At 57.8% G+C, this 26,169-nt stretch carries 23 protein-coding genes, 1 tRNA gene and 2 pseudogenes; 16 read left to right on the forward strand and 10 right to left on the reverse strand.

Annotation, left to right across the window (positions count from 1 at the left end; translation table 11 throughout):
* Positions 1-17: 17 nt before the first annotated feature.
* Together FTO60_RS01935 and ttcA are read right to left on the reverse strand one after the other, a co-directional pair.
* On the reverse strand, positions 18-1,493 hold the full coding sequence (locus FTO60_RS01935; RefSeq protein ID WP_254696861.1) for a bifunctional diguanylate cyclase/phosphodiesterase: 1,476 nt from the start codon (positions 1,491-1,493) through the stop codon (positions 18-20).
* Between the two features lie 182 nt (positions 1,494-1,675).
* On the reverse strand, positions 1,676-2,542 hold the full coding sequence (gene ttcA / locus FTO60_RS01940; protein WP_148054390.1) for a tRNA 2-thiocytidine(32) synthetase TtcA: 867 nt from the start codon (positions 2,540-2,542) through the stop codon (positions 1,676-1,678).
* Positions 2,543-2,627: 85 nt separating this feature from the next.
* On the opposite strand from ttcA, the gene FTO60_RS01945 reads away from it, so the two are divergent.
* Entirely contained in the window at positions 2,628-3,167 is a 540-nt protein-coding gene (locus FTO60_RS01945) for a DUF3833 domain-containing protein (protein WP_148054391.1), read from the forward strand.
* A 60-nt stretch (positions 3,168-3,227) separates the two neighbouring features.
* On the opposite strand, the gene yidD is transcribed toward FTO60_RS01945, so the two are convergent.
* From yidD to rpmH, 3 genes are read right to left on the reverse strand one after another with little or no spacing between them, the layout of a single operon-like run.
* A complete protein-coding gene (gene yidD, locus FTO60_RS01950; protein WP_148054392.1) occupies positions 3,228-3,449 on the reverse strand; it encodes a membrane protein insertion efficiency factor YidD in 222 nt (73 codons plus the stop codon).
* Positions 3,446-3,835 carry a ribonuclease P protein component gene (rnpA, locus tag FTO60_RS01955; RefSeq protein ID WP_148054393.1) on the reverse strand — a complete coding sequence of 130 codons (390 nt, stop codon included), beginning with the start codon at positions 3,833-3,835 and terminating at the stop codon, positions 3,446-3,448. Before rnpA ends, yidD begins: the two co-directional genes overlap by 4 nt.
* 24 nt (positions 3,836-3,859) lie before the next feature.
* The gene (rpmH, locus tag FTO60_RS01960; RefSeq protein ID WP_148054394.1) at positions 3,860-3,994 is read right to left on the reverse strand and encodes a 50S ribosomal protein L34; all 135 of its coding nucleotides are present in this window, start codon (positions 3,992-3,994) and stop codon (positions 3,860-3,862) included.
* A gap of 284 nt (positions 3,995-4,278) precedes the next feature.
* On the opposite strand from rpmH, the gene FTO60_RS01965 reads away from it, so the two are divergent.
* The 10 genes and pseudogenes from FTO60_RS01965 (at position 4,279) to FTO60_RS02010 (ending at position 12,740) form a co-directional block, all read left to right on the forward strand.
* Positions 4,279-5,022 carry a TVP38/TMEM64 family protein gene (locus tag FTO60_RS01965; RefSeq protein WP_254696862.1) on the forward strand — a complete coding sequence of 248 codons (744 nt, stop codon included), beginning with the start codon at positions 4,279-4,281 and terminating at the stop codon, positions 5,020-5,022.
* A gap of 3 nt (positions 5,023-5,025) precedes the next feature.
* Entirely contained in the window at positions 5,026-6,444 is a 1,419-nt protein-coding gene (locus FTO60_RS01970; protein WP_148054395.1) for an NAD(P)/FAD-dependent oxidoreductase, read from the forward strand.
* A gap of 21 nt (positions 6,445-6,465) precedes the next feature.
* A complete protein-coding gene (locus FTO60_RS01975; protein WP_148054396.1) occupies positions 6,466-7,851 on the forward strand; it encodes a HAMP domain-containing sensor histidine kinase in 1,386 nt (461 codons plus the stop codon).
* A gap of 64 nt (positions 7,852-7,915) precedes the next feature.
* Positions 7,916-7,992: transfer RNA gene (locus FTO60_RS01980), tRNA-Arg, on the forward strand.
* Positions 7,993-8,051: 59 nt separating this feature from the next.
* Positions 8,052-8,919 (forward strand): annotated as a pseudogene (locus FTO60_RS17860) (IS3 family transposase); the annotation flags it as partial.
* Positions 8,920-9,098: 179 nt separating this feature from the next.
* Positions 9,099-9,629, forward strand: coding sequence for a flavodoxin domain-containing protein (locus FTO60_RS01990; RefSeq protein WP_172623775.1), 531 nt, complete (start codon positions 9,099-9,101; stop codon positions 9,627-9,629).
* On the forward strand, positions 9,626-10,300 hold the full coding sequence (locus FTO60_RS01995; protein WP_148054399.1) for a DUF4386 domain-containing protein: 675 nt from the start codon (positions 9,626-9,628) through the stop codon (positions 10,298-10,300). Before FTO60_RS01990 ends, FTO60_RS01995 begins: the two co-directional genes overlap by 4 nt.
* The gene (locus tag FTO60_RS02000) at positions 10,290-11,012 is read left to right on the forward strand and encodes a DUF4386 domain-containing protein (RefSeq protein WP_148054400.1); all 723 of its coding nucleotides are present in this window, start codon (positions 10,290-10,292) and stop codon (positions 11,010-11,012) included. Before FTO60_RS01995 ends, FTO60_RS02000 begins: the two co-directional genes overlap by 11 nt.
* On the forward strand, positions 11,009-12,055 hold the full coding sequence (locus FTO60_RS02005) for a zinc-binding dehydrogenase (RefSeq protein WP_148054401.1): 1,047 nt from the start codon (positions 11,009-11,011) through the stop codon (positions 12,053-12,055). Before FTO60_RS02000 ends, FTO60_RS02005 begins: the two co-directional genes overlap by 4 nt.
* A gap of 1 nt (position 12,056) precedes the next feature.
* Positions 12,057-12,740: a hypothetical protein gene (locus tag FTO60_RS02010; RefSeq protein ID WP_148054402.1), complete on the forward strand. Its 684-nt coding sequence runs from the start codon at positions 12,057-12,059 to the stop codon at positions 12,738-12,740.
* Positions 12,741-13,561: 821 nt separating this feature from the next.
* Here the strand turns inward: FTO60_RS02010 and FTO60_RS18005 are convergent.
* The 5 genes from FTO60_RS18005 to FTO60_RS02035 all read right to left on the reverse strand — a co-directional run bounded on the left by FTO60_RS18005 (position 13,562) and on the right by FTO60_RS02035 (position 18,025).
* Positions 13,562-13,843 carry a glucokinase gene (locus FTO60_RS18005; protein WP_148054403.1) on the reverse strand — a complete coding sequence of 94 codons (282 nt, stop codon included), beginning with the start codon at positions 13,841-13,843 and terminating at the stop codon, positions 13,562-13,564.
* 4 nt (positions 13,844-13,847) lie between these two features.
* Complete coding sequence (locus FTO60_RS02020) at positions 13,848-14,945, reverse strand: ABC transporter ATP-binding protein (protein WP_148054404.1); 1,098 nt, start codon at positions 14,943-14,945, stop codon at positions 13,848-13,850.
* Positions 14,946-14,949: 4 nt separating this feature from the next.
* On the reverse strand, positions 14,950-15,843 hold the full coding sequence (locus tag FTO60_RS02025; RefSeq protein WP_148054405.1) for a carbohydrate ABC transporter permease: 894 nt from the start codon (positions 15,841-15,843) through the stop codon (positions 14,950-14,952).
* The gene (locus tag FTO60_RS02030; RefSeq protein WP_148054406.1) at positions 15,836-16,708 is read right to left on the reverse strand and encodes a carbohydrate ABC transporter permease; all 873 of its coding nucleotides are present in this window, start codon (positions 16,706-16,708) and stop codon (positions 15,836-15,838) included. The genes FTO60_RS02025 and FTO60_RS02030 overlap by 8 nt, the downstream gene beginning before the upstream one ends.
* Positions 16,709-16,780: 72 nt before the next feature.
* A complete protein-coding gene (locus FTO60_RS02035; RefSeq protein WP_148054407.1) occupies positions 16,781-18,025 on the reverse strand; it encodes an ABC transporter substrate-binding protein in 1,245 nt (414 codons plus the stop codon).
* 236 nt (positions 18,026-18,261) lie between these two features.
* On the opposite strand from FTO60_RS02035, the gene FTO60_RS02040 reads away from it, so the two are divergent.
* The 5 genes and pseudogenes from FTO60_RS02040 (at position 18,262) to FTO60_RS02060 (ending at position 26,168) form a co-directional block, all read left to right on the forward strand.
* Positions 18,262-18,999 carry a response regulator transcription factor gene (locus FTO60_RS02040; RefSeq protein WP_148054408.1) on the forward strand — a complete coding sequence of 246 codons (738 nt, stop codon included), beginning with the start codon at positions 18,262-18,264 and terminating at the stop codon, positions 18,997-18,999.
* Positions 19,000-19,079: 80 nt separating this feature from the next.
* Positions 19,080-20,447 carry a sensor histidine kinase KdpD gene (locus tag FTO60_RS02045; protein WP_254696863.1) on the forward strand — a complete coding sequence of 456 codons (1,368 nt, stop codon included), beginning with the start codon at positions 19,080-19,082 and terminating at the stop codon, positions 20,445-20,447.
* Positions 20,448-20,832: 385 nt separating this feature from the next.
* Positions 20,833-21,387, forward strand: coding sequence for an ImuA family protein (locus tag FTO60_RS02050; RefSeq protein ID WP_148054410.1), 555 nt, complete (start codon positions 20,833-20,835; stop codon positions 21,385-21,387).
* Positions 21,329-22,806: pseudogene (locus FTO60_RS02055) on the forward strand (DNA polymerase Y family protein). Before FTO60_RS02050 ends, FTO60_RS02055 begins: the two are co-directional and overlap by 59 nt.
* Complete coding sequence (locus FTO60_RS02060; RefSeq protein WP_148054411.1) at positions 22,803-26,168, forward strand: error-prone DNA polymerase; 3,366 nt, start codon at positions 22,803-22,805, stop codon at positions 26,166-26,168. Before FTO60_RS02055 ends, FTO60_RS02060 begins: the two are co-directional and overlap by 4 nt.
* Position 26,169 lies beyond the last annotated feature (1 nt).

Genomic DNA, 26,169 nt, shown 5'->3' on the forward strand with positions numbered 1-26,169 from the left:
AGTCCGGGGGGCAAAGGTCAAGCAGTTTTACCCGTTTTCGCCGGTTGTGCGGCGCTAAGTCCGGCGCGACCGGGCAATGTGATCAACCGAGGCACATCTGTAGTGAATTCGGTGATCCATTGGCTGGTTTCCTCAAACGGCATCGGACGGGCGATTCCAAACCCCTGTGCGTGGCCGCAACCCAGCCTTTCAAGCATGTTTTGCTCTGCCAAGGTCTCGACCCCTTCGGCAAGGGTATCAAGACCAAGCCGGTCAGCCATCGTCAGGATTGCCGCGACCATTTGTTGCTGCTCGCTGTCCTGGTCGATGTTGGTCACAAACGAACGGTCAATCTTGATCCGCTCAATCGAAAAGCGGCGAATGTTGGTGATGCTGGCGTGACCTGTGCCAAAATCATCCAGATCAAGGCAACATCCAAGGCGCGCCAACCCTGACAGATTGCGAATGACAAAGTCTTCGGACTGGCCCGCAACCACGGTTTCAAGAACCTCGATCACCAACCGATCCGGTGTCAGATCAAAGCGGTCAAGATCCCATGTTACATGATCCACAAGATGCGGGCTACGCAACTCGGCGGTCGAAAAATTGACACCGACACGGGGGATATCATGGCCTTGTTCGTCCCATGCACGCAGCGCGGTCAGGGCATCGCGGATCATCACTTCGCCCAGGCGTTCCATCAGACCGGCCTGACGCAACGCGGGCAGAAACTCGACAGGTGGGATCAACCCGCGTTGGGGGTGCAGCCAGCGAGCAAGGGTCTCAAAGCCTGATACTTCGCCGGTCCTGAGGTTCACCTGCGGCTGAAAAAACGCGCGGATATCGCCGCGCTCCAATGCGCCCGCGACCTCGTCACATAGCGAATTGCGGGTCTTGATGCGGTTCTTCATCGCGCCGGAAAAGCTGCGAATGGCACATGGGCCACTGCGCTGCGCTTCAATCATCGCTGATGTGGCGGCCTGCAACAGGGCGGTGCCTGTTGGGGACTTGAGCCGTTGTGCAAGACTGAATCCGACAGAGACGCTGACGTAAACGTTTTCACCATCTATCGCGATGGGTGCTGCGACGGATTGCTGGATGCGCGCCGACAGTTGCAAGGCCGCCTCAAGGTCAAGGCGATGCACAGACGTCAACGCAATCGCAAAGGTCGCACCGTCAAGGCGCGCGGCGACATCAGTGTCACGCAGCACATCGCGCAGCCGGTCCGCAACAGCGCAAAGCACCCGTTCCACCACCGCGCGGTCCTGGCTTTCCTCAAGCAGTTTGAAACGGTCGATTTCCAGCACAAGTGCCGCGGTAGTCCGTCCGCGCACGTGCAAGGCCCCGTCAAGAGCGCTGATAAGGCGATCACGTTCTGCCAGCCCGGTCAACGGATCAGGGCGCGGCAGTTTTGTCGGGTCAACGGAATGCGCACCAAACATCAATGCCAACGGAAAGGCCAGGGCGGCACCGTATACGCCGGTTTGCCCGCCCGCCAAATAGGCAAGTCCCATGAGCAGGGGTAGCAAGCCCAATAATAGCGGACGCTGCGCCTGTCTGATTCGACGTTGCAATCCCTGTGCAGGGCGGAGCGTGAAACCGGTTATCATCTGGCGTGCCGTCCTTTGTTTCTGTCGCACACCCTTTGGCGCACCACGTTCGCATGGACGTTATGGTTCAGTCCCTAACGGTGGGGTTAACGCAGCACCGGAATATCGTTCAACTTGTCGCTTTCCTGCGGGTCAATCGACAAGCCATTGAAATCGAACAGATTTGGATCAAGCAGATGCGAAGGCCGCGCATTCATCAGTGCCCGAAACATCACCTGCCGTCGCCCGGGGCTGTTTTTTTCCCACCCATCCAGAATCGCTTTGACCTGCTGGCGTTGCAGCCCGTCTTGCGACCCGCACAGGTCACAGGGGATGATCGGATAACCCATCGCAGTGGCAAATTTTTCGCAATCCACTTCGGCTACATGGGCAAGCGGGCGATAAACAAACAGGTCGCCTTCTTCGTTCACCAGCTTGGGCGGCATCGTCGCCAGGCGCCCGCCGTGAAACAGGTTCATGAAAAACGTTTCGAGGATATCATCGCGGTGATGGCCCAGCACAACTGCGCTGCACCCTTCCTCGCGTGCGATCCGGTAAAGATTGCCACGGCGCAGCCGTGAACACAGCGCGCAAAACGTCCGCCCTGCAGGCACTTTGTCCATCACGATCGAATAGGTGTCCTGATACTCGATCCGGTGCGGAACGCTCATTTTCCCAAGGAAATCAGGTAGAACCGTTGCCGGAAACCCCGGTTGCCCCTGATCGAGATTGCAGGCGAGCAGATCAACAGGCAGCAACCCACGCCATTTCAGTTCATAGAGAACCGCGAGCAGGGTATAGCTGTCCTTGCCGCCCGACAGGCAGACAAGCCAGCGGGCGTCCCGTTCGATCATTCCGTATTGTTCAATCGCCTCGCGGGCATAGCGCACGATCCGCTTGCGCAGCTTTTTGAATTCGGTCGTCGCGGGGGCGCCGTGAAACAGGGGATGGATATCGTCAAGATCATCTAGCATGGCGCGGATATGCCAGAGGTTCGCGAAACCGCCAAGAGCAATCCGATCTCCCCCGCGCGCCGGATGTTTCTAAAAGGAGGGCGTGATGCGGATTTTGATGATTGTGGTGACGCTGTTCTTGGCAGGTTGCACGGGCAAACCTTCGTTTGATGATCCAAGTCTCAGCACGCGCCAGCTGAACCTTGAAGAATTTTTTGACGGTGATCTGGTGGCCTATGGGCAGTTTCAAGACATTTTCGGCACCGTGAGGCGCAGTTTTGTTGTCGATATCACGGGCGATTGGGATGGCGCGCGCCTGCGACTCCAAGAAGACTTCGTCTATGAAGACGGCGCAACTGAACAGCGGATCTGGACCCTGTCCAAGACCGGCCCTGATACATGGCAAGGCACGGCACCCGGTGTCATCGGCATGGCGACGGGGCGCGAACAAGACAACCGGTTCAATTGGCAATACGAGATTGATCTGCCCGTCCCTGCCGCTGACGGCTCGGTAGAAACCCTGCGCGTCACATTTGACGATTGGATGTGGCTGCAAAGTGAGGATCGCTTGCTTAATATCGCCTATGTCAAGCGCTTCGGTCTGGATATCGGGCAGGTCGTCATCAGCTTTGAAAAGCGAAACTAGGAAAATCAGCGCACAAACTGTCGCGCGTGACGTCTGAACAGGCGCTCAGCCGATCGCGTTTTAATCGGGAACGTTGTCGACGCCGTGACCGCCCCAGGGATGGCAGCGGCCGATCCGGCGGGCGGCCAGCCAACTGCCCTTGATCGCGCCGTGCTGTTCCAGCGCTTCGAGGGCATAGGCGCTGCAGGTGGGCTGATAGCGGCAGCCGTGGCCAACCCACGGGCTGAACAGCAACCGATAGGCGCGCACGGGCAGGGCGGCGATATGGGCGAGTGGGGTCATTTGTGAACGCTCCGTAGTGCACGGATAAGGTCGGCCTGCATCGCGGCAAAATCAAGGGTGGCGGTGGCATCACGTTTGCCCACAAGCACATAATCCCAACCCATGCGCCCGTGGTGCGGCAAGACCAACCGCGCGACCTCACGAAGCCGACGTTTGGCACGATTGCGCGCCACGGCGTTGCCGACCTTTTTCGAACAGGTGAACCCGACACGCGGTGGTTCTGTGTCACGACGATTGAAAGCCTGTAAATGAAACCCTGTCGTGCCTTGTCGCTTGCCATGCGAGGCGCGCACGAAATCCGCACGTTTGGTTAGGACAACCGGACAAGCGAAAACCGCCGCGGACGGTGCCCCGGCGGTTTGCATCATATCATCCTGCGGGGTCATATGTGACCTCGCAATCCCAAGCGATTAAGCGCTCAGAACCTTGCGGCCCTTTGCACGGCGCGCATTCAGAATCTTGCGGCCAGCTTTGGTGGCCATACGTGCGCGAAAACCGTGACGGTTCTTGCGAACCCGGTTGGAAGGTTGGAACGTGCGCTTCATCGCGTTCTCTCCGGCTTTGGGGGCGACCCGTGATGGATTCGTGCCCCGACATCATTCGAAGCCCGTCATCTAGAGGGGGGCTGCGGGTATGTCAACGCGCATCCCGCCCCGTTTGTGCAACATTTCGCAGATTGTTGGTGTGGCAAATGTTACAAGCCAACGCTGCAGCCCTGTCAGAACTGAAACAACCCTTCACCAGCGATCAAGCGGGCGTGATAGGGCTATCGGCAAAAGCCCGCGCAGTCCATCTAGGATGCAGCCAAAGCCCCAAAGGGACGAAAGAGATGACAGAAATGACGAATAATCCTGCCAAGAAGCCGCAAAATGCCTTGGTGCGGCGCTTGCCGATCATTGTGATTCTCTGTGTCGCGCTCGTGGGGGGCTATTTCCTGCGCGATTACCTGACCTTTGATACCCTGCGCGACAACCGCGAGGCGCTGGTGGCCTATCGTGACAGCAACTATCTGCTGATGGTGGCGCTGTTCATCGCCGCCTATGTCGTCATTGTCGCGTTTTCGCTGCCCGGTGCGACGATCATGACGCTGACGGGTGGCTTCCTGTTTGCCACTTTCCCGGGTGCGTTGTTCAACGTCACGGGCGCAACCCTTGGGGCAATCGGTATCTTTATGGCCGCGCGCTGGGGTCTGGGCGAAAAACTGGCGGCCCGGATGGAATCCTCGGACGGCGCTGTCAAAAAGATCAAGGACGGGATCGATGAAAACCAGTGGTCCATGCTGTTCCTGATCCGCCTTGTGCCTGCGGTGCCGTTCTTTGTGGCCAATCTTGTGCCGGCCTTGGTCGGTGTGTCGCTGTCGCGCTTCGCGATCTCGACCTTTGTTGGCATCATCCCTGGCGCGGTTGTCTATACCTCGGTCGGGGCGGGGCTGGGGGATGTGTTCGCGCGTGGCGAAAGCCCCGACCTTGGCATCATCTTCGAGCCGCAAATCCTGTTGCCGATCCTTGGACTTTGCGCGCTTGCCCTGCTGCCCGTCATCCTCAAGGCCGTGCGCGGCAAGAAAGGGCTGTAACCCATGCCCCGAATCAAAACCGATATTTGCATTATTGGGGCAGGGTCCGGTGGTCTGTCCATCGCCGCAGGTGCCGTTCAGATGGGTGCGCGTGTCATCCTGCTTGAAGGGCACAAGATGGGCGGCGATTGCCTGAATTATGGGTGCGTGCCGTCCAAGGCGCTGATCGCCAGTGCCAAGCAGGCCCATGCCATGTCACAGGGTGCGCAATACGGCGTTGCCAATGTCGCCGCCGATGTGGATTACGCCGCCGCCAAGGATCATGTCCACGACGTGATCGCCACGATTGCCCCCGTCGACAGTGTTGAACGTTTCGAAGGACTGGGCGTGCAGGTCATCACCGAATTTGGCCGCTTCATCAGCCCGACCGAAGTGCAGGCCGGTCATACGGTGATCGAGGCGCGCCGCTTCGTGGTCGCCACAGGGTCCGGCCCTTTTGTGCCGCCGATCCCGGGCCTTGAAGGCGTCAAGGTCTACACTAACGAAGATATCTTTGATCTGCGGACCCGCCCTGATCATCTGATCATTGTCGGCGGTGGTCCGATCGGCATGGAAATGGCGCAAGCGCATGTGCGGCTTGGTTCCAAGGTCACGGTGATCGAAGGGGCCACGGCGATGGGCAAGGATGACCCCGAACTGGCCGCGATTGTCCTTGATAACCTGCGCGCCGAAGGTGTTGAAATTCTGGAGGGGGCGCAGGCCGAAAAGGTCAGCGGCAAAGGCAGGAAAATTACTGTCCACACCCCCAAGGGCGACATCACGGGCACGCATCTGCTGATGGCCGTAGGGCGCAAGGTCAACATCGACACGCTGGATCTGGACAAGGGCAACGTGGCCCATGACCGTGCTGGCGTGACGGTGGGCGACAATCTGCGCTCGACCAGCAACAAAAAGGTGTACGCCGTGGGCGATGTGGCTGGCGGGATGCAGTTTACCCATGTCGCGGGCTATCACGCGGGCGTCGTGATCCGCTCGATGTTGTTCGGCCTACCTTCTAGACAGCGCACCGATCATATCCCCTGGGCGACCTATACGGACCCCGAATTGGCCCAGGTCGGCCTGACCGAGGCACAGGCACGCGACAAACATGGTGACCGCCTTGAAGTGGTGCGGTTCGAATTTGAACACAATGACCGCGCCATCGCCGAGCGGAAAACCAAGGGTCTGATCAAGGTCATGGTCGTCAAGGGCAAACCCGTGGGGGCCAGTATCGTCGGGCATCAGGCGGGTGAACTGATCGGGATATGGGCGATGGCCATCGCCAACGGGTTGAAAATGTCCGCCATTGCCAACACTGTCCTGCCCTATCCGACGATTGGCGAGGTCAACAAACGCGCCGCAGGTGCCTATTTCAGCCCACGCCTGTTCGACAGTGCAATGGTCAAACGGGTTGTGGGTTTCGTGCAAAGGTGGCTACCTTAAGCCAGCGCGGGCGGAGGCAGAATGCTTAACTCACTTTCAGGTCGATTTCTGATCCTGACCACCATCTTTGTGATGTTGGCCGAAGTGCTGATCTTTGTGCCGTCTGTCGCGCGCTTTCGTGAAGACTATCTGCTGTTGCGTCTGGAACGGGCGCAGATCGCATCGCTCGCCTTGCTGGCCGATGACATGATCGACATGGCGCTGGAAGAAGAACTGCTGACCAACGCGGGCGTGTTCAACGTGGTGTTGCGGCGTGACGAGGTGCGCCAGCTTGTGCTGTCCTCGCCGATCCCTGCGCCAATTGACGATACCTTTGACATGCGCGATCCCGGCGCGTTCACCCTGATCGGCGATGCGATGATGCGCCTGTGGGACACCGAAGACCGGATCATCCGCGTGATCGGCAACCCCGTTCAGGATGGCGGGCTGCTGATCGAAGTGACGATGGAAACCGCCCCCCTACGCGCCGCGATGATCGAATACGGCATTAACATCCTGATGCTCTCGGCTGTCATTTCGATCTTCACGGCAATTCTTTTGTTCGGCGCTGTGCAAATCTTTCTGGTCAAACCGATCAAGGGCGTAGTGAACCATATGCAAAGCTATGCCGCCGCCCCCGAAGACGCCCATCGCATCATCACCCCCAGCGCCGGTGTCACCGAACTGCGCGAGGCCGAAGAGGCGCTGCTGTCCCTGCAAACGCAACTGACAGGGGCGTTGAAGCAAAAGGAACGGCTGGCCCAGCTTGGCGGGGCTGTCAGCAAGATCAGCCATGATCTGCGCAATATCCTGACCTCGGCGCAGCTGTTCACCGACCGGATCGAAGGCTCTGATGATCCGCTGGTCAAACGTATGGCCCCGAAACTGGTTGGTTCAATCACGCGCGCCGTGAACCTGTGCGAATCCACACTTGCATTCGGGCGCGCCGAAGAACCGCCGCCGGCGCTGGCGCGCGTGGGCCTGGCCGCGATCGTTGCCGATGTCATCGACAGCGAACGGCTTGCGGCCGGCGACCACGATCTTTCATTCTCCGAGGATATCCCCGCAGGTTTGACAGTGCGCGCGGACGGCGAACAACTGTATCGCGTCATTTCCAACCTTGTGCGCAACGCGCGCCAAGCGATCATCGCCACCGGCAAGCCCGGCGAGATTTGCATCCAGGCCGAAGAAGACGACGCAGCCTGGTGGATTTACCTTACCGATACCGGCCCCGGTCTGCCAAAAAAGGCCCGCGATCATATTTTCAAACCGTTTCAGGGTGGGGCGACCAAAGGCGGATCGGGTCTTGGGTTGGCCATCGCCGCCGATCTGATCCGCGGCCACGGCGGGCGGCTCGAACTGCGCCGCACCGATGAAACGGGCACGGAATTTGCGATCAGCTTGCCCAAGGACGGAACGTTGAGCTAGGCCAAAGTTTCTTGCCTTTCACCCTTGCAAACCCGCAGCGCGGCGTCTAAATCCCCCGTTACGCGGATTGGTAGCTCAGTTGGATAGAGTACTTGACTACGAATCAAGGGGTCGGGGGTTCGAATCCTCCCCAGTCCGCCATTTTACAGAACCGCGCCGGGTTTGCCAGAGGCTCCAATTCATGAGTAGGATGGAGCATCATGAAGAAGATAACGAACAAGTATTCACCAGAAGTGCGCGACCGTGCCGTGCGGATTGTATTGGATCGTGCACGGCAGCATGAGAGTCGTTGGTCAGCGATTGTGTCGATTGCGTCATAGTTTGGCTGTGCATGGCAAACGCTGAACGAATGGGTCAAGAAGGTTTAAGCTGATACCGGCCAACGCGGCAGCATCACCACCGAACAAGCTGAGACGATGACCGCCTTGAGCGTGAAGTGCGTGAGTTGAAGCAGGCCAACGAGATCCTTCACAAGGCGTCCGCATATTATGCCCGGGCGGAGCGCGTCCGCCCATTCAAACGATGATCCGCTTGATAGAAGATCACCGTCCATAGCCAATTTGCAGGGGTCCCCGATTGCTCCAGCGACGTTTTGCGACAGCTTGGCGCCGCGGGTAGACTCTTCGCGCCTGTCGGCCCGTCCGCTGCGTGATGCTGAACTCAAGCCCGAGATCGAACGGATCGTTGAGCAAAACTTCAACGTCTCTAGCGTGCGCAAGCTTTGGCATCTGATGTGCAGGGAAGGCTTTCGGCGCGGTGGACGGTTGCCAGACTGATGAAGGACATCGTGATCGAAGGCGTTGTGCGTGGCAAGAAGCCGAAGACAACGATCCCAGACAAGGCGCTACCGAGTCCGTTGGATAAGGTGAACCGACAGTTCCATGCACCGGCACCAAATGTTCTTTGGGTCAGCGACGTCACCTATGTCGCAACGTGGCCGGGGGTTCACCTAGGTCGCCTATGTCATCGATGTATTTGCCCGCCGGATTGTCGTTTTGGCGGGCAAGCCGCACTGCCAGTGCCGGTTTTGTCTCGGATGCCCTGGAACAGGCCATTCATCAACGCAGGCGGGCCCAATTCGCTGCTTGCCGCCGCTGCCGAGGTTCTGTTGCAGCATTGACCAGAGAAGCATTTCGCCTCAGGCTACCTTCGGTCAACGTGAACCCGACTGATAAATATCAATTAGGTTGGGTCGCGATGCCGTAGAATGGGCTTCAATTGCTATGCAGACAGTCGGAGGAGGTCCAATGAGCGGTGCCATATTCTACGATACACAGCACGGCAGCACCCGTGATTACGCCAATTGGATCGCCGAGGCGACGGGGTTGCCGACTTACAACATCCGAGAGGATGATACGGCACTGACCCAATGCGATTTCATCATTCTGGGTTGCCCGATCTACTACTACAAACCCTTGGCCGCGAGTTGGATGCGCAGACACACAGCCGCCCTCTGCGCAAAACCCCTGATCTTTTTCACCGTTTCCGGCGCGCCGCCGAGTGATAAGCTGAACGGCTGGCTTGCGGCCAGTCTGCCGCCCGACCTGCTCATCCACGCGGAGCACTTTGCGCTGCAAGGCCGACAGGTTCCAAAAGAGTTGCGCTGGCACGACCGCCTGATGCTGATCATTGCCGGATTGGCCAACCGGGATCGCAAGGCAGGCCGCGAGGAAATCGAAGGCTTTGACTATGTGGACAGGCAAAGCATTCAGCCAATCGTGGAGAAGATCAACGCATTGCGGGCTGCTGATGCAACCGGGAAGGATAAAGCAGGATGAGTACCTCTTTCGCCACCGTCACCACATCCATCGGCCCACCTGATGCTTTCGTCAGACGCGCCGCGCGCGTAGCGGCCGTGTTGTTTGTATTGGCCACGGCGTCAACGATGGCAGGCCAGATGATCCTTGAGGGCGTACAAGGAGAGCCCGCACAGTCGGGCATGGTTTCATTGGCCGTCATATTTGAAATCGCCAGCGGTCTCGCAAGTGCAGGTGTCGCGCTCGCGCTCTACCCAGTTCTGCGGCACGTATCAGAGCTTGTGGCCACCGGATATCTGGGGTTGCGCATTGTGGAAGGCACATTGGGCGTTGCGACAGCCGCGGGTGTGATCGTCCTTCTCGTGACTGACACCGGCTGGGTCGCAGCCTATCATGATGCGATGTTCCTGTTGGTGCTGATCGTCTTTAGCTGCGGGACCCTTCTGTTCTATCCACTGCTTTTCAAATACCGGCTGGTGCCACCTGTCTTATCGCTTTGGGGCCTGATTGGTGGGTCAATGCTGCTGGTGTCCTGCCTGTTGATCCTGTTCGGCCAGATCACCATGGGCGGCACAACTGACCTTGTCCTGTCGCTTCCGATCTGGATTAACGAAATGGTGCTGGCCGTCTGGCTGTTCCTGCGCGGTCTTGATCTGGGCGCGACCCAAGATAGAGCCACCCATGCAACATGACGCAACCAACTTCCGCCGGGCGGGGATCATTGTCGGCATCCTGTTCATCATCGCAACAGCGTTCCTGTTTCTGGGCGAGGTGTTCTACCGATCCCTGCTCGACAGCCCCGATGTTTTGACCATCGCGGCCCAGAACAAATCTGTCATCACTTTCGGCCTGATGATCGAACTTGTTTGCATTCTGGCCATGCCTCTGATCGGTGCAATCATCTACCCGGTTTTGGCCCGCGTCAGCGTCGGGATGGCGCTGACCTATTTCTTCTTTCGCGGGGTAGAGGGGGTGATCCTGATCACCGTGGCGCTGACAAACAAGTTCGCGCTGTTATCGCTCAGCGAAGCTGTGGCGGCAGGCGCTGATCCGGTCTCCGCCGAAAGTGCACGAATGCTGATCGTCGCGCAGAACGCATTGGGCAACACGGATGGGTCAATTTACAACATCATTTTCGGGCTGGGCGCGCTCTGCCTCTATACGGTGCTGTATCGGGCAAGGCTGATCCCGCGCTGGATATCGCTTTGGGGGGTGATCGCGATCATCATCCTACTGGCCATTGTCATTGCGGCGATGTTTGTAGAGCTGCCGTCCTGGGCACCCCTCTTGGTGGCGCCGATCGCGGTGCAGGAAATGGTGATGGCGCTTTGGTTCATCTTCCGCGGCTTCGACTTCAGCGCGCTAGAGGCCAAACCACCCCAATACTCCGATGTCCCGTCATGAGTGCCGGTGCCGCGCTTCACATCACGATCCGCCGCCATGGCGCGCCCGACGTTCTACTGTGGGAGGCTGAGGATCTGCCCGAACCTGCCCCGACCGAGGTCCGCGTGCAGGTCGAGGCGGCAGGTGTCTCTGCCTATGATGTGATGCTGCGCGGTCACCGGTTTCCCGGATTCCCCGCGCTGCCCTACACTCCGGGTGAAGATATCGTTGGAATCGTCGATAAGGTCGGCCGCGATGTAACCACCCTGTCGCCGGGACAGCGTGTCGGCGGTTGGACCTTCGGGGATGCCGGTGGCTATGCCCAATACCTGTGCCGTCCTGCCGCTGATCTGGTGCCGGTGCCTGACGGGCTTGCCCCCGCAGCTGCGGTTGCGCTGATCGTCAACTATCTGACGGCGAGCCTTGCCCTGCATCAGGCGGCCAAGGTTCAGCCGGGCGAACGCCTGCTTGTTCAGGGAGCGGGTGGCGGGCTGGGCAGTGCGCTTTTGCAATTGGGTCGCGAGGCTGGCTTGCTGACCTATGGCTGTGATGCTGCGCGCAAACACGATCAGATCAGCACCGACGGTGCAGAGCCGATTGACTACAAGGCCGCAGACGTTATCCAGCAGAGCCGCGACCTGACAGATGGCGGGGCCGACGTTGTGATCGACCTTGTCGGTGGCGCGCGACAATTGATGCGGTCGTGGCGCGCACTGCGCCCGGACGGGCGGTTATTGATGCTGGGCATGGCCGGGTCACTCCGGTCCGGGACCGGGATTATCCTGCCCAGTCTTGGGTTGCTGGGCCTTTTCGCGATCTCGCCGGGAGAGCGGCATCTGGTCAAAGGGCCGGGCATGGACAGCTACCCACGCGACAATCCCGATTGGTACCAAAAGACACTTTCAGGGTTCTTTGCTATGGCGCTGAAAGGACGGCTTGCGCCGCGGGTGGCTGAAACCGTCCCGATGCATGAGGCCGCTCGGGCGCATGCCATGCTGGAAAGCGGGAATGTGAGTGGCAAGGTCGTTCTGATCGCTGCCGAAAATACAATTGAAAGGGTATAACATGGACGCGCAGGACCAATCAGCGCTCAGATGGGGCGGACTGTCGGGTATTCTGGGCAGCGTACTATTGCTTGGGGTTTTCGGAATGCTTGCAGCCTTCGTGGGCCTCGAAACGGTCGAAGGCGAAGCGGCGGTGGCGCGGTTCCCCGATATCCGCTGGGTCCGGATCATCGAAAATACCGCCTATCTGTTCACTCTGGCGCTTTGGGCGCTGCATTCCGTTGCACTGTTGATCGCGCTGCGGGGCGCGCGCTATGGCATGGCGCTTGCAGCGGCCATACTGTCCTTTCTGGGCCTCGCCGTTCTTGCCGCAGGCGCCATCCCGCACACGGCGACAACCGTGATCTCCGAACTCTACCACGCACCGGAAACTGCGGCTGACCTCAGGCCCGTCCTCGTCATCGCATGGCAGGTCTCGCAGGGCTGGGTCGACAGCTTCGTCGTAACTGGCATTGCCCTGACGCCCTTTGGAATGATGCTTTATGGGATCGCGATGCTCGGTGCGCCAAGCTATGGGAAATGGGCCGGAGGGGTCGGCATCCTTCTTGGGGTCGCCGGAACCTACGCGGCAGTGATGAGCCTGATGGAGGAAAGCGAGATCGTCGCCATTGGTGTCTTTGCCCTCGTCTTTTTCCACTTCATCGTCGGTTGGTGGACGTTCCGGGCGGCGTCACGGGGCATGTAAACATGGCCAGCCCCGCAAGAAGGACGCCTCCAATGCTTTGGTTGATCCTCTTTGCCGTAACCCATCCCTTTGCCGTGGCGCGCTGGGGATAGTCCTGCAACCTGTGAGTTCGACGCAGGATCCTCGCTGTGGCCTGCATGAATAACTGCTCTTTGTGCTGCTAAGCAGCACCGAACTCTTCGGCTATGTCGCATTTCCCGCGCTGCGTGCGCACGCAGCGAGAAATCAGATTTGCAGAATGGGCTTCTCGATAACTTTTGCGGCGCGATCACTAAAGGGCTGGTCCGGTTCCGAGTACCTTTCGCCGCAACCCGTATCAACTGGTAAGACGCGGGCGAACCGGACCTTGCCCGGACCAATCCGAACGACTGGTTCTGCACCGCTGCGTTGCGAAAGGTCGCTTGCAAAGTCAAGAATGCCCGTTGCAAACAGACTGATTTGGCGTGTTTGGTCAAACACTGGAGCAAGATCGCTGAACCTAGCTCCAGAACCTTTGATAAACCTTGCAGATCGCGAGTTGCAGCCAAAGCTGCATATCGCCTGTGCCGCTCGGGTTTTCGATGGTGTTTATCATTCCATCGGCTGCCTGATGCGATTCAAACCAGGTAAGAGCCTCTTGGATCTTCGGATGCTCTGCCGAGAAGCCCAAGAGCGACAATGAATCGAGAGCCGAGATGATGTCGGTATAGACTGTCTGACGTCAGCGCTTATGGGTCCAAATAGGGTCATTTGCTAAGAGAGTGTTTGTTGCTCATCGTAACCACTAAGGAGGGAACGATGAGAAAGACAACGAAGAGCCCCGGCGAGAAGATCGTTCAATATCAAGGCTTTGTGTAGCCTGTCGATCGCACTAAATCTGCCGCGCAAATCGTCCAGTTTCGGTTTGTCGGTTGTGCGAGACCACCTTCGACAGGCCCAGCCACAGCGATGACCAAATCAGTAAGACGCGCTGGTGATTGCTCAGGCAAGTAGGCTGCCGGCATATCGTAAAAATGAGGCCAGTCGTCGTTCGGAGAACTACGGACCGTCCTTGGAACGATCACGCCATGTGCGGCTAAGGCCAAACGTGTATTTGCTCCCTCAATATCTGCCACCAAGCGCATCAGGTCAGTTCAAGCGCAGGCCAGTGTTTGGCTCGAAATAGGACACTTTTCCAATATCAAAGGCGAGGCGTAGCGCTGTTCCCGGGGTCGCAGTGGTTTCGGCATGTAGGCGAGCAGTCACATTTTTGCCCCCCAACTGCATCACCGCGAATGTATCGGCGCCTGCCGGTTCAACGATATCGATCACACATTCCGCTTCCTGAGTGTCGCTCAGGCGACCAAGTGCCGAGTCCACGATATCTTCGGGACGCACGCCAAGTATCACGTCTTCTGGGAGATCTTGATTGCGCGTATCAGTGAGCACAATCGGATCCCCGTCCTTTCGCGCGATCTCAATCCGCGTGCCCTTGCCATTCGCTTTGGTTTTGACGGGTATCAGATTCATTGCAGGACTGCCCATGAAGTCGGCGACGAACAGATTGGCAGGACGGTTATAGATCTCGGCCGGAGTGCCGATTTGCTGGATCACGCCGCCCTTCATTACGACGATCTTGGTCGCCAGTGTCATCGCCTCGATCTGGTCGTGCGTCACGTAGACCATCGATGCTCCCAGCCGCTGGTGTAGCGCCTTGATTTCCGTGCGCATTTCGACCCGCAGTTTCGCGTCAAGGTTTGAGAGGGGTTCATCAAACAGGAACAGCTTGGGATCGCGCACCAATGCCCGACCCATGGCGACACGTTGACGTTGACCCCCAGACAGTTGACCCGGCTTGCGGTGCAACAACGGTTCAATTTGCAATTGGGCGGCAACTTGCGCCAGTTTCGCATCCTGTGTTGCTTGATCGATACCGCGCACTTTCATCCCAAAAGTAATATTCTTGGCGACGGTCATCGTTGGATACAAAGCGTAGGACTGAAAAACCATGGCGATGTCGCGGTCCTTGGGGCTGACGTTGGTCATATTCTGACCGCTGATGAACATGTCACCGCCTGTGATCGGCTCTAGCCCTGCGATGCAGTTCAACAGCGTGGACTTGCCGCAGCCGGATGGGCCGACAAGGACAAGGAAATCACCCTCGTCAATCGAGACATTGATGTCCTTGAGGACTTCGGTGGACCCGTAGTTCTTGAACAGGTTCTTAACTTCGAGGATCGGAGCCATTGTATTATCCTTTCACGGACCCAGCGGTCAGACCGCGAATAAAGTATTTGCCAGCAACGACGTAGACAAGCAGGGTCGGCAGTGCCGCTATGATCGCTGCGGCCATATCGACGTTGTATTCTTTCACGCCGGTGGTCGAGTTGACGATATTGTTGAGCGCAACTGTCAGCGGTTGTGTCCCCGCCTGACTGAACGAGATGCCAAACAGAAAATCGTTCCAGATTTGCGTAAACTGCCAGATCACGGTTACCACGATGATGGGGAGCGACAGAGGCAGGAAGATCGACCAAAAAATGCGGAAGAAGCCAGCACCGTCGACTTTTGCGGCCTTCGTCAGCTCGCTCGGGATGGAGACGTAGTAGTTGCGGAAGAACAGCGTCGTGAATCCCAGACCGTAGATGACGTGAACAAAAATCAGCCCCGGGATCGTCCCTGCAATCCCCATGACACCCAACATGCGTGCCATTGGCAAAAGGACCACCTGAAACGGGATGAAGCAGCCAAACAGCAACAGCGCGAAGAAGATATTAGCACCTTTGAACCGCCACTGGGCCACAACGTAGCCGTTCAGCGCACCGACAAGCGTAGATATTATCACGGCTGGAATTGCGATCAGTAGCGAGTTCAAGAAGTAGGGTCGCATGCCCTCACATTGGATGCCCGTGCAGGCGGAGGACCATGCTGTGCTCCAGGCGTCAAACGTTACCTCACGCGGCAGCGAGACAAGATCGCCCGTCCGGATTTCATCTAGCGACTTAAGCGAAGTCGTGATCATGACGAACAGCGGCATCAAGTAGAACAGCGCGAAGAGGCTGAGCAGAATATAAAGCACAAGACGCAAGACCAGCTTGGTCGCGGGGCTTTGGCCGCGGGACGGGTTGTAGGACAAATCAGTCATCTTTGGTCCTCAATTCTGAGTAGAGGTAGGGGACAACGATCGCGAAGACGACAAGCATCATCACCATGGCCGAACTTGCCGCCTGTCCGATGTCGCCGCGTGAAAACGCCATGGCATACATGTAGGTGGCTGGAAGATCGGTGGCGTAACCGGGGCCCCCTCCAGTCAAGGCAATGACAAGGTCAAAGCTTTTGATCGCCAGGTGAGCCAGCACGATGAACGCGCTGAGGAATATCGGGGCCATCGACGGGATGATGATGGCCGAATAGACGCGCCATGTGGGAATGCCATCGACTTGCGCGGCCTTGATGATCTCTTCATCCACAGAGCGCAGACCAGCCAAGAACAGCGCCATCACAAAGCCCGAGCTTTGCCAGACCGCCGCGATCACAACCGTATAGATCGCCTTGTCGGGGTCAACGAGCCAACCGAATTCGAAGTTGGCGAACCCCCAGCCTTGGACGGTGGCCTCAATCCCCAGTTCAGGGTTCAGGATCCACTTCCACGCGGTGCCGGTAACGATCATCGACAGGGCCATAGGGTAAAGGTAAATCGTGCGGATCGCGCCTTCGGTGCGGATTTTTTGATCCAGCAGAATGGCCAGCAACAGTCCCAGGACCATCGCAATCAAGATGAACAATGTGCCGAAAATCGCGAGGTTCACCATCGCGGTTTCAAAGCGCGGCGAGGCCGCGAGGCGTTCATACTGAATGAAGCTGTCAAACTCGTAGCGCGGCATCAGTCGCGACCGCGTCAGTGACACCCATGCAGTCCATGCGATGAAACCGTAGACAAACACCATGACGGCGATGAACGACGGCGCCAAAACGATCTTTGGCATATTATCTTGCAACCATCTTGTCATCAGATGTTCCCCCTATCCATTGGTGGCCCCGCCCCGAAAGGGGACAGGGCCGACTTAGGTAATTGCAAGAAATTACAGGGAGTTTGCTACTGCGTCAGCCAACATCTGAACAGCCTCGGCGGAGGTCATGTCAGAGTTGAAGTGCGCAGTCACAACATCCGTGATCGCACCCGATTGCGCGCCATAAAGCGCCATGCCGTGTGCATAGGACGGCATGAGAGTGCCAGCGTCGTTGGTGGAGGCCATGTCTGCTGCGGAGATCTGAGCACACTCGTCAAAGCCAGAGAGATCGACGTCCGTGCGGGCAGGGATGGAGCCCTTGTTCATGTTGAACACTTCCTGGAACGTTGGCCCCATGATCAGTTCCGCCAACAGCGCCTGACCATCTGCTTTGTCCTCGCCTTCAACCGAGAACATTGCAAAGCTGTCAACGTTGTAGAGGTAACCATCGCCCGGAGTGGATGCGCAGGAGAAATCAACGCCTGGGACTTTGCCGGCCGCTAGGAATTCACCTTTCGCCCAATCACCCATGATCTGGAACGCCGCTTCGCCGTTCATGACCATGGCTGTCGCAAGGTTCCAGTCACGACCGGAGAAGTTCTCGTCGACGTAGCCACGCATAGTGCGCATCTGGTCGAACACCGCAACCATCGTGTCAGATGTCAGGGCTTCGGGGTCGAGATCCACAAGAGCGGCCTGATAGAACTCGGCGCCGCCAAGACCCAGAACAACCGTTTCAAAGACTGTTGCATCCTGCCAAGCCTGACCACCGTGGGCCAGCGGGATGATGCCAGCGGCTTGCAGTGTTTCGGCTGCGGCGTTGAACTCGTCCCACGTCGTTGGCATTTCGATACCGTTGGCAGACAGGACTTCGGTGTTGGCCCAGATCCAGTCAACGCGGTGAACGTTCACAGGGGCTGCGCACCAGGTGCCGTCACACTGCATGTGGTTTGCGATGGACGCTGGCAAAAGGTTTGCCCAGTCATTGGCTTCAGCCACTGCTGAAATGTCGGCCAAAACACCTTCGGCATACCATTCCTGAATCGCTGGGCCTTTGATCTGTGCAGCGGTTGGTGCGTTGCCGGACAAGACACGTGCGCGCAGGGCTGTACCAGCCGCATCGCCACCACCGCCAGCAACCGGCATGTCGGTCCAAGTGCCGCCGCCCGCCGCGAATTCTTCTTGCAGCACAGCCACAGAACGTGCTTCGCCGCCGGACGTCCAATAGTGGAGGACTTCTGCCTGTGGTTCGGCAAATGCCGCCGTAGATGCGACGATGGCGAGTGCGGATGCTGTGCCAATTACTTGAGTTTTCATTTTCGATTTCCTCCCAGAAAAGACCGCTCTTCGCGGCTCGAGTGGCCGCAATGTGAGGGCCACGACGATGTCGATGCAATTGCTACATGACGGGTATTCGCTGCACGCATGCAGAAAATTGCACGGCTTGTTACACGCTGTTACTTTGCGCTCGATTTTGTTGCATTCTGTTACATAACGGGATGACGCTCCTTTGTCCGACCAAAAACCTTGGCATCCGCCGGAGAACCTGAACCATGCCGATCCCGCGTATCCTTGTCGTCGATGATGACCCTGACATGCGTCAGATGATGACGCAATTTCTGCGTCAGAACGGGTCGATTGCTTTGCCCGCCGCCAACGAAGCAGAAGTGCGCACGCATATCGACGGCGGCCGCGTCGATCTGGTTTTGCTCGACGTTATGCTGGGCGACGAGAACGGCTTGGAAATCTGCAAACGGCTACGACGTGAACAGGAGGTGCCGATTGTCATGGTGTCGGCCTTATCTGCAGATCATCAACGCATGGAAGGATATGCGGTTGGGGCGGACGACTATGTTGCCAAGCCATTCAACCCTGAACTGCTATTGGCACGTGTCAAAGCCGTCCTGTCGCGCACACAACGGTCGGCGTCACTGGTGCACCGAAGAAACACCAAGACGTTCAATTTCAGCGGATGGTTCTATGACGCCAAGTCCGGCGAGGTTTCGTCCCCATCCAAGGTTCAAGTCGCCTTATCGCGCCGAGAAACTGCATTGCTACAGGTATTGTTGGCGAACCCGCACATTCCCCTCACGCGGGAAGAAATCGCGGCCAATCTGGATGTCACCGGAGAAACCCAGCCCCCCGGCGAGACATCGGGCCGAGCCATTGATGTTTTGGTCGGGCGCCTGCGCAATAAGATTGAAGCGAACCCGAAGGACCCACAAATCCTAAAGACTGAACGAGGTGTTGGTTATGTATTCGCCGTGGACGTCGCGGTTTCAGACGCGTGAAGTTCAAACCGAACAGCCTGCGCATGATTGGGCCGATCCTGGTTCTTGCGGCGTTTCTAATGGGCGGCGGCACGGTTTGGATGTGGACGAAATCCACGTCAGATTGGCGCGAGCATCGCATTGCGGCTTATAACGCAGGGATAACACTGTTTTATGCGATGCAAAACGGTACTGCCCCACCTGCGGGCATGGAAATCACACCTTTGCCTGACGCCGATCAGGTCCACGCGACAAACGGATCATTCCGCCAAATCTCGGGCGCGCCTGATGCCCCGCGGATCACGATTGTCCCAATCCTGCCCGATACCGCAAACCAGATCACCGGGGCACCGGTTACCTTGGCCATTCTGTCGCCCAGTTTGACCTATAGCCTGGCGGACCTGCCGCGCCGCAACGGCCAGACTGGAGCCGAAACGCTGGGCGCTATAACCCGGAAATTGGCCACCTTCTGCAGCGACCCATTTGTCGTGGCCCGCATGGGCGATGCCGATTGGGTCGAGATAGTTGGCAACACCGTATGGGGGTGTGACGTCGCCCCGCCAGATCTGCGTATCCTCGCCGCACTTCTGGTGGTGGTCGCGACAGGCATCCTTCTAACGGTGGTCCTGAACCTACATTCGTCATTCCTGTCTTTCGCCGACCAGTTGCGAAATCGTCGGCGTGTAGGTGGTCCCACCCGCTATGAACCGTATGGCCCGCAAGAACTGCAAGAGATCATAACGGCCGTTAACAGCTATCTGGAAATCGAGCGCGAACAACTGGCGAGCCGGGCCGCCGTTCTCTCTGGTGTTAGCCACGATCTCGGCACACCTGCCACACGGCTCCGCCTACGGGCTGCGTTGATCCAAGACGGCAACTTGCGTCGCAAATTTGAAACAGATATTGACAGCATGACGGGCATCATCGAGAGCGTACTGACCTATACGAACGTCGAAATGGGCGCCGAAGAACCACGCAACTTATCTCTGACATCACTTCTGGAAGCGATTGTGGCCAACTACCAAGACGTCGGACGCCCAGTGACCCTCCGCAAAGGCAACGATGTCATTGTACGGGGCGGGAAATCCATCTTCATGTCCCGGCAAGGGTACGGTGTGATGTCCAATGACCGCGATATTGTTGTTGTTGGGCGGCCCGTGTCGCTGGAACGAGCCATTACGAACCTAATCGAAAATGCTCTGAAATACGGTCGGAGCGCGACCATCTCGTTAGAGGCTGACGCGCAATCGGCAACTGTCATCATCGACGATGAGGGTTCCCAAAGCTCGGCCACGGAAATCGAAGACATGCTCGCGCCATTTCAACGCGGTGAAAACACAAAGACCATCGACGGTCACGGGCTGGGCCTGACGATCGTCGCCACTATTGCGAAATTGCACGGTGGAAAACTGTCATTCGAAGATACCCCGGCAGGTGTTTCTGCACGGTTGGACATTCAACGTAGTTGACCGTCGGCTCAAGAGGATGACCGCTTTGGAAGCAAATGCCGGAACAGGTGATGGGGCCAATCGCCGTATCGAAGAACTCCGCAAACGGACACCCCGCTCAGAGATGCGTTTGACAATTCGTGCCTATTGCAGCCGTTCGACGCGGGGGCCTCGTATGTCCGTTAAGCGCCGTTTCTACTGGCAACGATGTCGGCTTTGGGTGCCTGGCGTCCAATCGAGCGCGCCGCAGCATTTGGGGGAGTGGGCCCAAACCCAACCTTCGCCGCGGATGGCGCCAATGACTGGACTGCGCGGACATTGCTGACTTTCGCCGCAACTGCACCAATATCAGCTTTGGCGGTTTCTGCTGTTTTTCAATATGGCCATCAACTGCTAAAGCTTAGACATGCACAGCTCTGATCTACGTTTCTTTCCACCTGACAGTGCCCGCACCCATGAAGTTTGCGGGTCCGGGGCTTTTGTTTTCGCTTTTACGCTGGCCGCGCGGCTGGGTGGGGAAATCCTTTGGGTGCGCGAGGCCTGGGAGACTGTGCAACCCAATCCCAACGGGTTTGCTGAGTTCATTGACCCGGCGAGTGTGACCATTTGCAATGCCAAAAATCAAATGGGGGTTTTGGCCGTCGCAGAAGAAGCGTTGCGATCGGGGGCTGTCACCCTTGTTGTGATGACCTTGAATCAGCCTATCGGCCTGACCGAAGGGCGAAGATTGCAGTTGGCCGCGCGGGAGGGAAAATCCACCGGGTTGGCCATCATCCCCGAAGGCATGGGTAGCAATGCCGCGGAAACCAGGTGGCGGTGTGGCCCTGTTTTTGACCCCAAGGACTCGACTCTGCAAAAATGGGAGCTTATTAAGAACAAATCAGGAACATTGGGTGTCTGGCATGTTCGATGGGATACAGCGTCGCGTCGTCTCATTATGGTTTCCTCGGCTGGCAAGTGACCGGGTTTTACGCCAGCATCTGATTGATGGCCCCTTTGCGCTGACCCTGAAACAGCAGGATGCCAATCGTATATATTGCTTGAACGGTGAAGCCGCGCGGCAGGGATTGCACCGGGGGATGTCTTATGCCGATGCGCGCGCCTTTTGCCCAAACTTGCGAAGCGCTCCGGCCGACCCCGCAAAAGATCAGCGTTTCCTGCATATTTTGCGCCGCTGGGCGACACGGTATTGCCCCTGGGTCGGGGCGGAGGGTGAGGACGGGCTGGTTCTTGATATAACAGGATCGGCGCATCTTTGGGGTGGAGAGTCTGCCATGATCGTGGACATACGCAGGCGGTTGTTGCGGGCGGGGCTTTCGGTGCAAATCGGACTTGGCGACACGCGGGGGCAGCCTGGGCGCTGGCCCATTATGGTGAGGGAACCGCCCCCTCTGGTAACATGCGGAGCGCGCTTGAAACCCTGCCTGTGGCCGCGCTGCGCCTGAAGGAAGACACAACGGTCACGTTACAGCGGTTGGGCTTGCGCAAAATTGGGGACCTTGCGACAGCCCCGCGCGCACCCCTGACCCGCCGCTTTGGCCCCGGTCTTTTGCTGCGGCTTGATCAGGCCCTTGGCACACATCCCGAAGAGATTACACCGCTGGCTGATCCCCCACATTACGGTCTGCGGATGACCTTGCCGGAACCGATTGGATTGCTGACTGATGTCATGGCTGGAACCGAACGGTTGCTGGTTCAGCTTTGCGCCAAACTGAAAGCGCGAGAGATGGGTGCGCGCATGCTTTGCATGACGCTGCGCCGGGTAGATCAGGATCAGCAACAGGTTGAGCTGCGTCTGGCGCGGCCCTTGCAAGACCCCAAGCGCATCCTGCCCTTGTTCGAGCGCGGATTAGCCGAGGTTGAGGCCGGGTTTGGCATTGATCAATTGCGCCTGGAGGCGACACAGGTCGAGGCATTGCCCGTGCAGCAGGTGAGCCACGTATCGGATCATGACAAAGACAAGTTAGACGACCTGATTAGCCGCCTTGGCACACGTATCGGGTTGGAGAATATCCAACGGTTCCTACCAGCAGACAGCCATATTCCGGAGCGCAGCTTTCTGATCGCTTGCGCGGCTTATTCTGAACCACAAAGTGGTTGGAACAGTGCAAAGCGACGCCCGCTTTGCCTGTTTCCGCCGGAACCGATTGCTGGAACGGGACCGCACCCGCCAAGCCGTTTTCGCTGGCGGCGCATGTCCTTGACCACAGGCCATGCCACGGGCCCTGAACGTATCGCACCGGAATGGTGGTTTGAGGATGAAAACTGGCGCTCAGGTCTGCGCGATTACTGGCGCGTGGAGACAAGACAGGGGCGGCGGCTTTGGTTATTTCACACCCCGCAAAATCCGGGTTGGTTTGTGCAGGGGGAATTCGCATGATCGAGGTGAACCGCACCTATCGTCCGGATATGCTGGAAACACATGCGCAAGGGCAGAATTATGCAGAACTCTGCGTGACGACGAATTTTACCTTTCTGACCGGCGCATCTCATCCAGAAGAATTGGTCACGCGCGCGGCGGAACTGGGGCTGTCTGCTATTGCCATAACGGATCACAATTCCCTGGCCGGGGTGGTGCGCGCGTGGAGTGCGCTGAAAGAGCTGAAACGTGAGGCGAAAGGTGCAGTGCAAATCCGGTCTCAGCATCAGATTGATTCATCTTCTCGGCAAGAGGTTGGACGACTTGACCCAATTGCGAAACCGACCGCATTTTCGTTGCCGAAACTGATCGTTGGGTGCCGTCTGATTTTACAGGACAGTTCCGTGGATTGGCTTGCCTTGCCCTGTGACCGGACCGCCTATAAGCGACTGACCCGGTTGCTGACGTTGGGAAAACGTCGGGCCGAAAAGGGGCAATGCGACCTTTACCGCGAAGACATGATAACCACGTGCAAAGGCATGATCTTGATCGCCTTGCCGCAAACTGGCCTGGCAGAAGCCACTTCGGATATTCAAACCATGCGGCGATATTTCTCTAATCATGTCTTTCTGGGGGCGGCCCCCCGATATGATGGCAGCGACCAAACCTATCTGGCGGCCTGTGCCCGGCTGGCGCACAAGACATCCGCCCCCATGGTCGCGGTTGGGGATGTTTTGATGCACCACGCCAGTCGTAGGCAGTTGGCCGATGTGCTGACCTGTATGCGCAACCATATCACCATTGATCAGATCGGAACCCGTGCGCTGCTCAACGCAGAACGCCGTTTGAAATCAGGGGCCGATCTGGCACGTTTGTTCCGTAGCCACCCCGGTGCGTTGCGGCGCACGCTTGAGATTGCCAACAGATGCAGTTTTGATCTGGAGGAGCTGTCTTATGAATACCCTCATGAGGACGCAGGGAGCGAAACACCGCAGGCTCGCCTGGAACGTCTGGCCCATGAAGGGTTGAAAAACCGTTACCCCGCTGGCCCGCCAAGTCGCGCAATCCAACTTCTGAAGAAAGAACTGGCGCTGGTGGAGGAACTTAAATTTCCCGCCTACTTCCTGACCGTTCATGACATCATGCAATTTGCCAAATCGCAAGGCATCCTCTGTCAGGGACGGGGATCGGCCGCAAATTCTATCCTGTGCTATCTTTTGGGCATTACCGATGTCAGCCCGGATACGATCGCTATGGTTTTTGAGCGGTTCGTCTCAAGATACCGGGGCGAGCCGCCGGATATCGACGTGGATTTTGAACACGAACGGCGCGAAGAGGTAATCCAGTGGATTTATAAGAAATATGGCCGCCACCGTGCGGGGCTTTGTGCCACGGTAATCCATTTCCGTTCTCGTGCTGCGATCCGCGAAGTGGGCAAGGTCATGGGGTTATCACAAGATGTAACCGCAGGTCTGTCCAGCCAAATCTGGGGTATGACCAATGGCGGTGTTGATCTGGACCGCATCCGCGAACTTGGCCTTGTTCCAGAGGACCGTCGTTTGATGCAGACCATTCGCCTGATAGGTGAACTGATCGGGTTCCCCCGCCATTTATCTCAGCATGTTGGCGGTTTTGTCATCACGCGTGGGCGGCTGGACGAGTTATCACCCATTTCAAATGCAGCGATGGAGGACCGGACGGTCATCGAATGGGACAAGGATGATATCGACGCCTTGGGTATTCTGAAGATCGATGTTCTGGGGCTGGGCATGCTGAGTTGTGTGCGCAAAGCGTTTGATCTGATGCAGGTGCATGAGGGGGAAACGCTGACGATTGCCACGGTCCCGCAAGAGGACAAAGCCACCTACGACATGCTGTGTGTCGCCGATGCGGTGGGCGTCTTTCAGGTGGAAAGTCGGGCGCAGATGAATTTTCTGCCCCGCATGAAGCCCAGAACTTTTTATGATCTGGTGATCGAGGTCGCCATTGTTCGCCCCGGTCCTATTCAGGGCGATATGGTCAAGCCCTATATCCGGCGTCGGAACGGTGATGAGAAACCGGAACCTTTTGGCTCGGAATTGGAACAAGTTACCAAGCGCACCCTTGGTGTTCCGCTTTTTCAAGAGCAGGCCTTGCAGATCGCCGTTGTCGGAGCCGGGTTTTCCGCTGAAGAGGCCGACCACCTGCGCCGGTCTCTGGCCTCGTTCCGGCGGATGGGAACAATCGGCACGCATCGCGACAAATTCATCAATGGCATGCTTGGCAAGGGCTATGATCAGGAGGTGGCCGAACGCTGTTTCAGTCAGATCGAAGGGTTTGCCGATTACGGCTTTCCGGAAAGCCACGCAGCGGCCTTTGCCATGCTGGCCTATGTATCGGCCTGGCTAAAATGCCACCACCCGGCGATCTTTGCCTGTGCGCTGCTCAATTCCCAGCCGATGGGGTTTTACGCCCCGGCCCAGATTGTGCGTGATGCGCGGGAACATAATGTGGAAACGCGCCCCATTTGCGTCAATCATTCCGAATGGAACAACACGTTGGAACGCCGCCCCGATGGCAGGCTGGCCCTGCGGCTGGGATTTCGCCAGATCAAAGCTTTCAGGGAAGAAGATGCCGGTTGGATTGTTGCCGCGCGTGGTAATGGCTATCCGGATCCCGAGGCACTTTGGCTGAGGGCCGGATTGCGGCCTGATGTGCTAACACGCCTTGCCGAGGCCGACGCGTTTTCCGATATGGGCCTTGCCCGTCGCGATGCGCTTTGGGCGGTGAAGGCAATTCGGGATCATAACCCACTACCTCTTTTCAACGATCCGATTGATGGAGAAGCGATCAATGAGCCACAGACGCACCTGCCGGTCATGCAATTGGGCGAAGAAGTGGTCGAGGACTATGTTTCAACCAGGCTGACATTGCGGGCACACCCAATGGAACTTTTGCGCCCATCTCTGCCGGGACTGGTCACACATGACTCTTTGAAACATATCGCGGTTGGACGTTACAGCGTTTGTGGTTTGGTTATCACCCGCCAGCGCCCGGGGACGGCCTCGGGCGTGATTTTCCTGACGCTTGAGGATGAAACCGGCGTCAGCAACGTCGTGGTCTGGCCCAAGGTTTATGAACGATTTCGCCGTGTCGTTATGGGCGGGCGGCTGCTACAGGTGCAGGGTTATCTGCAACGTGAGGGTATCGTGGTGCACCTGATTGCACAGGACGTTCAGGACATGTCCCACAAGCTGTCGGAACTGGGCCACCCGCTCCCCGATGCCCTGACAACCGAAGGGCCTCGCACGGATGACACCCCCAAGAAATCCCGCTATCCCGCCCGCGCCATGCATCCGCGCGATCAAGCAAAACGCCTCTTCCCAAGCCGGGATTTTCATTAAG

The organism is Octadecabacter sp. SW4 (genome assembly GCF_008065155.1).
Classification (GTDB): Bacteria; Pseudomonadota; Alphaproteobacteria; order Rhodobacterales; family Rhodobacteraceae; genus SW4.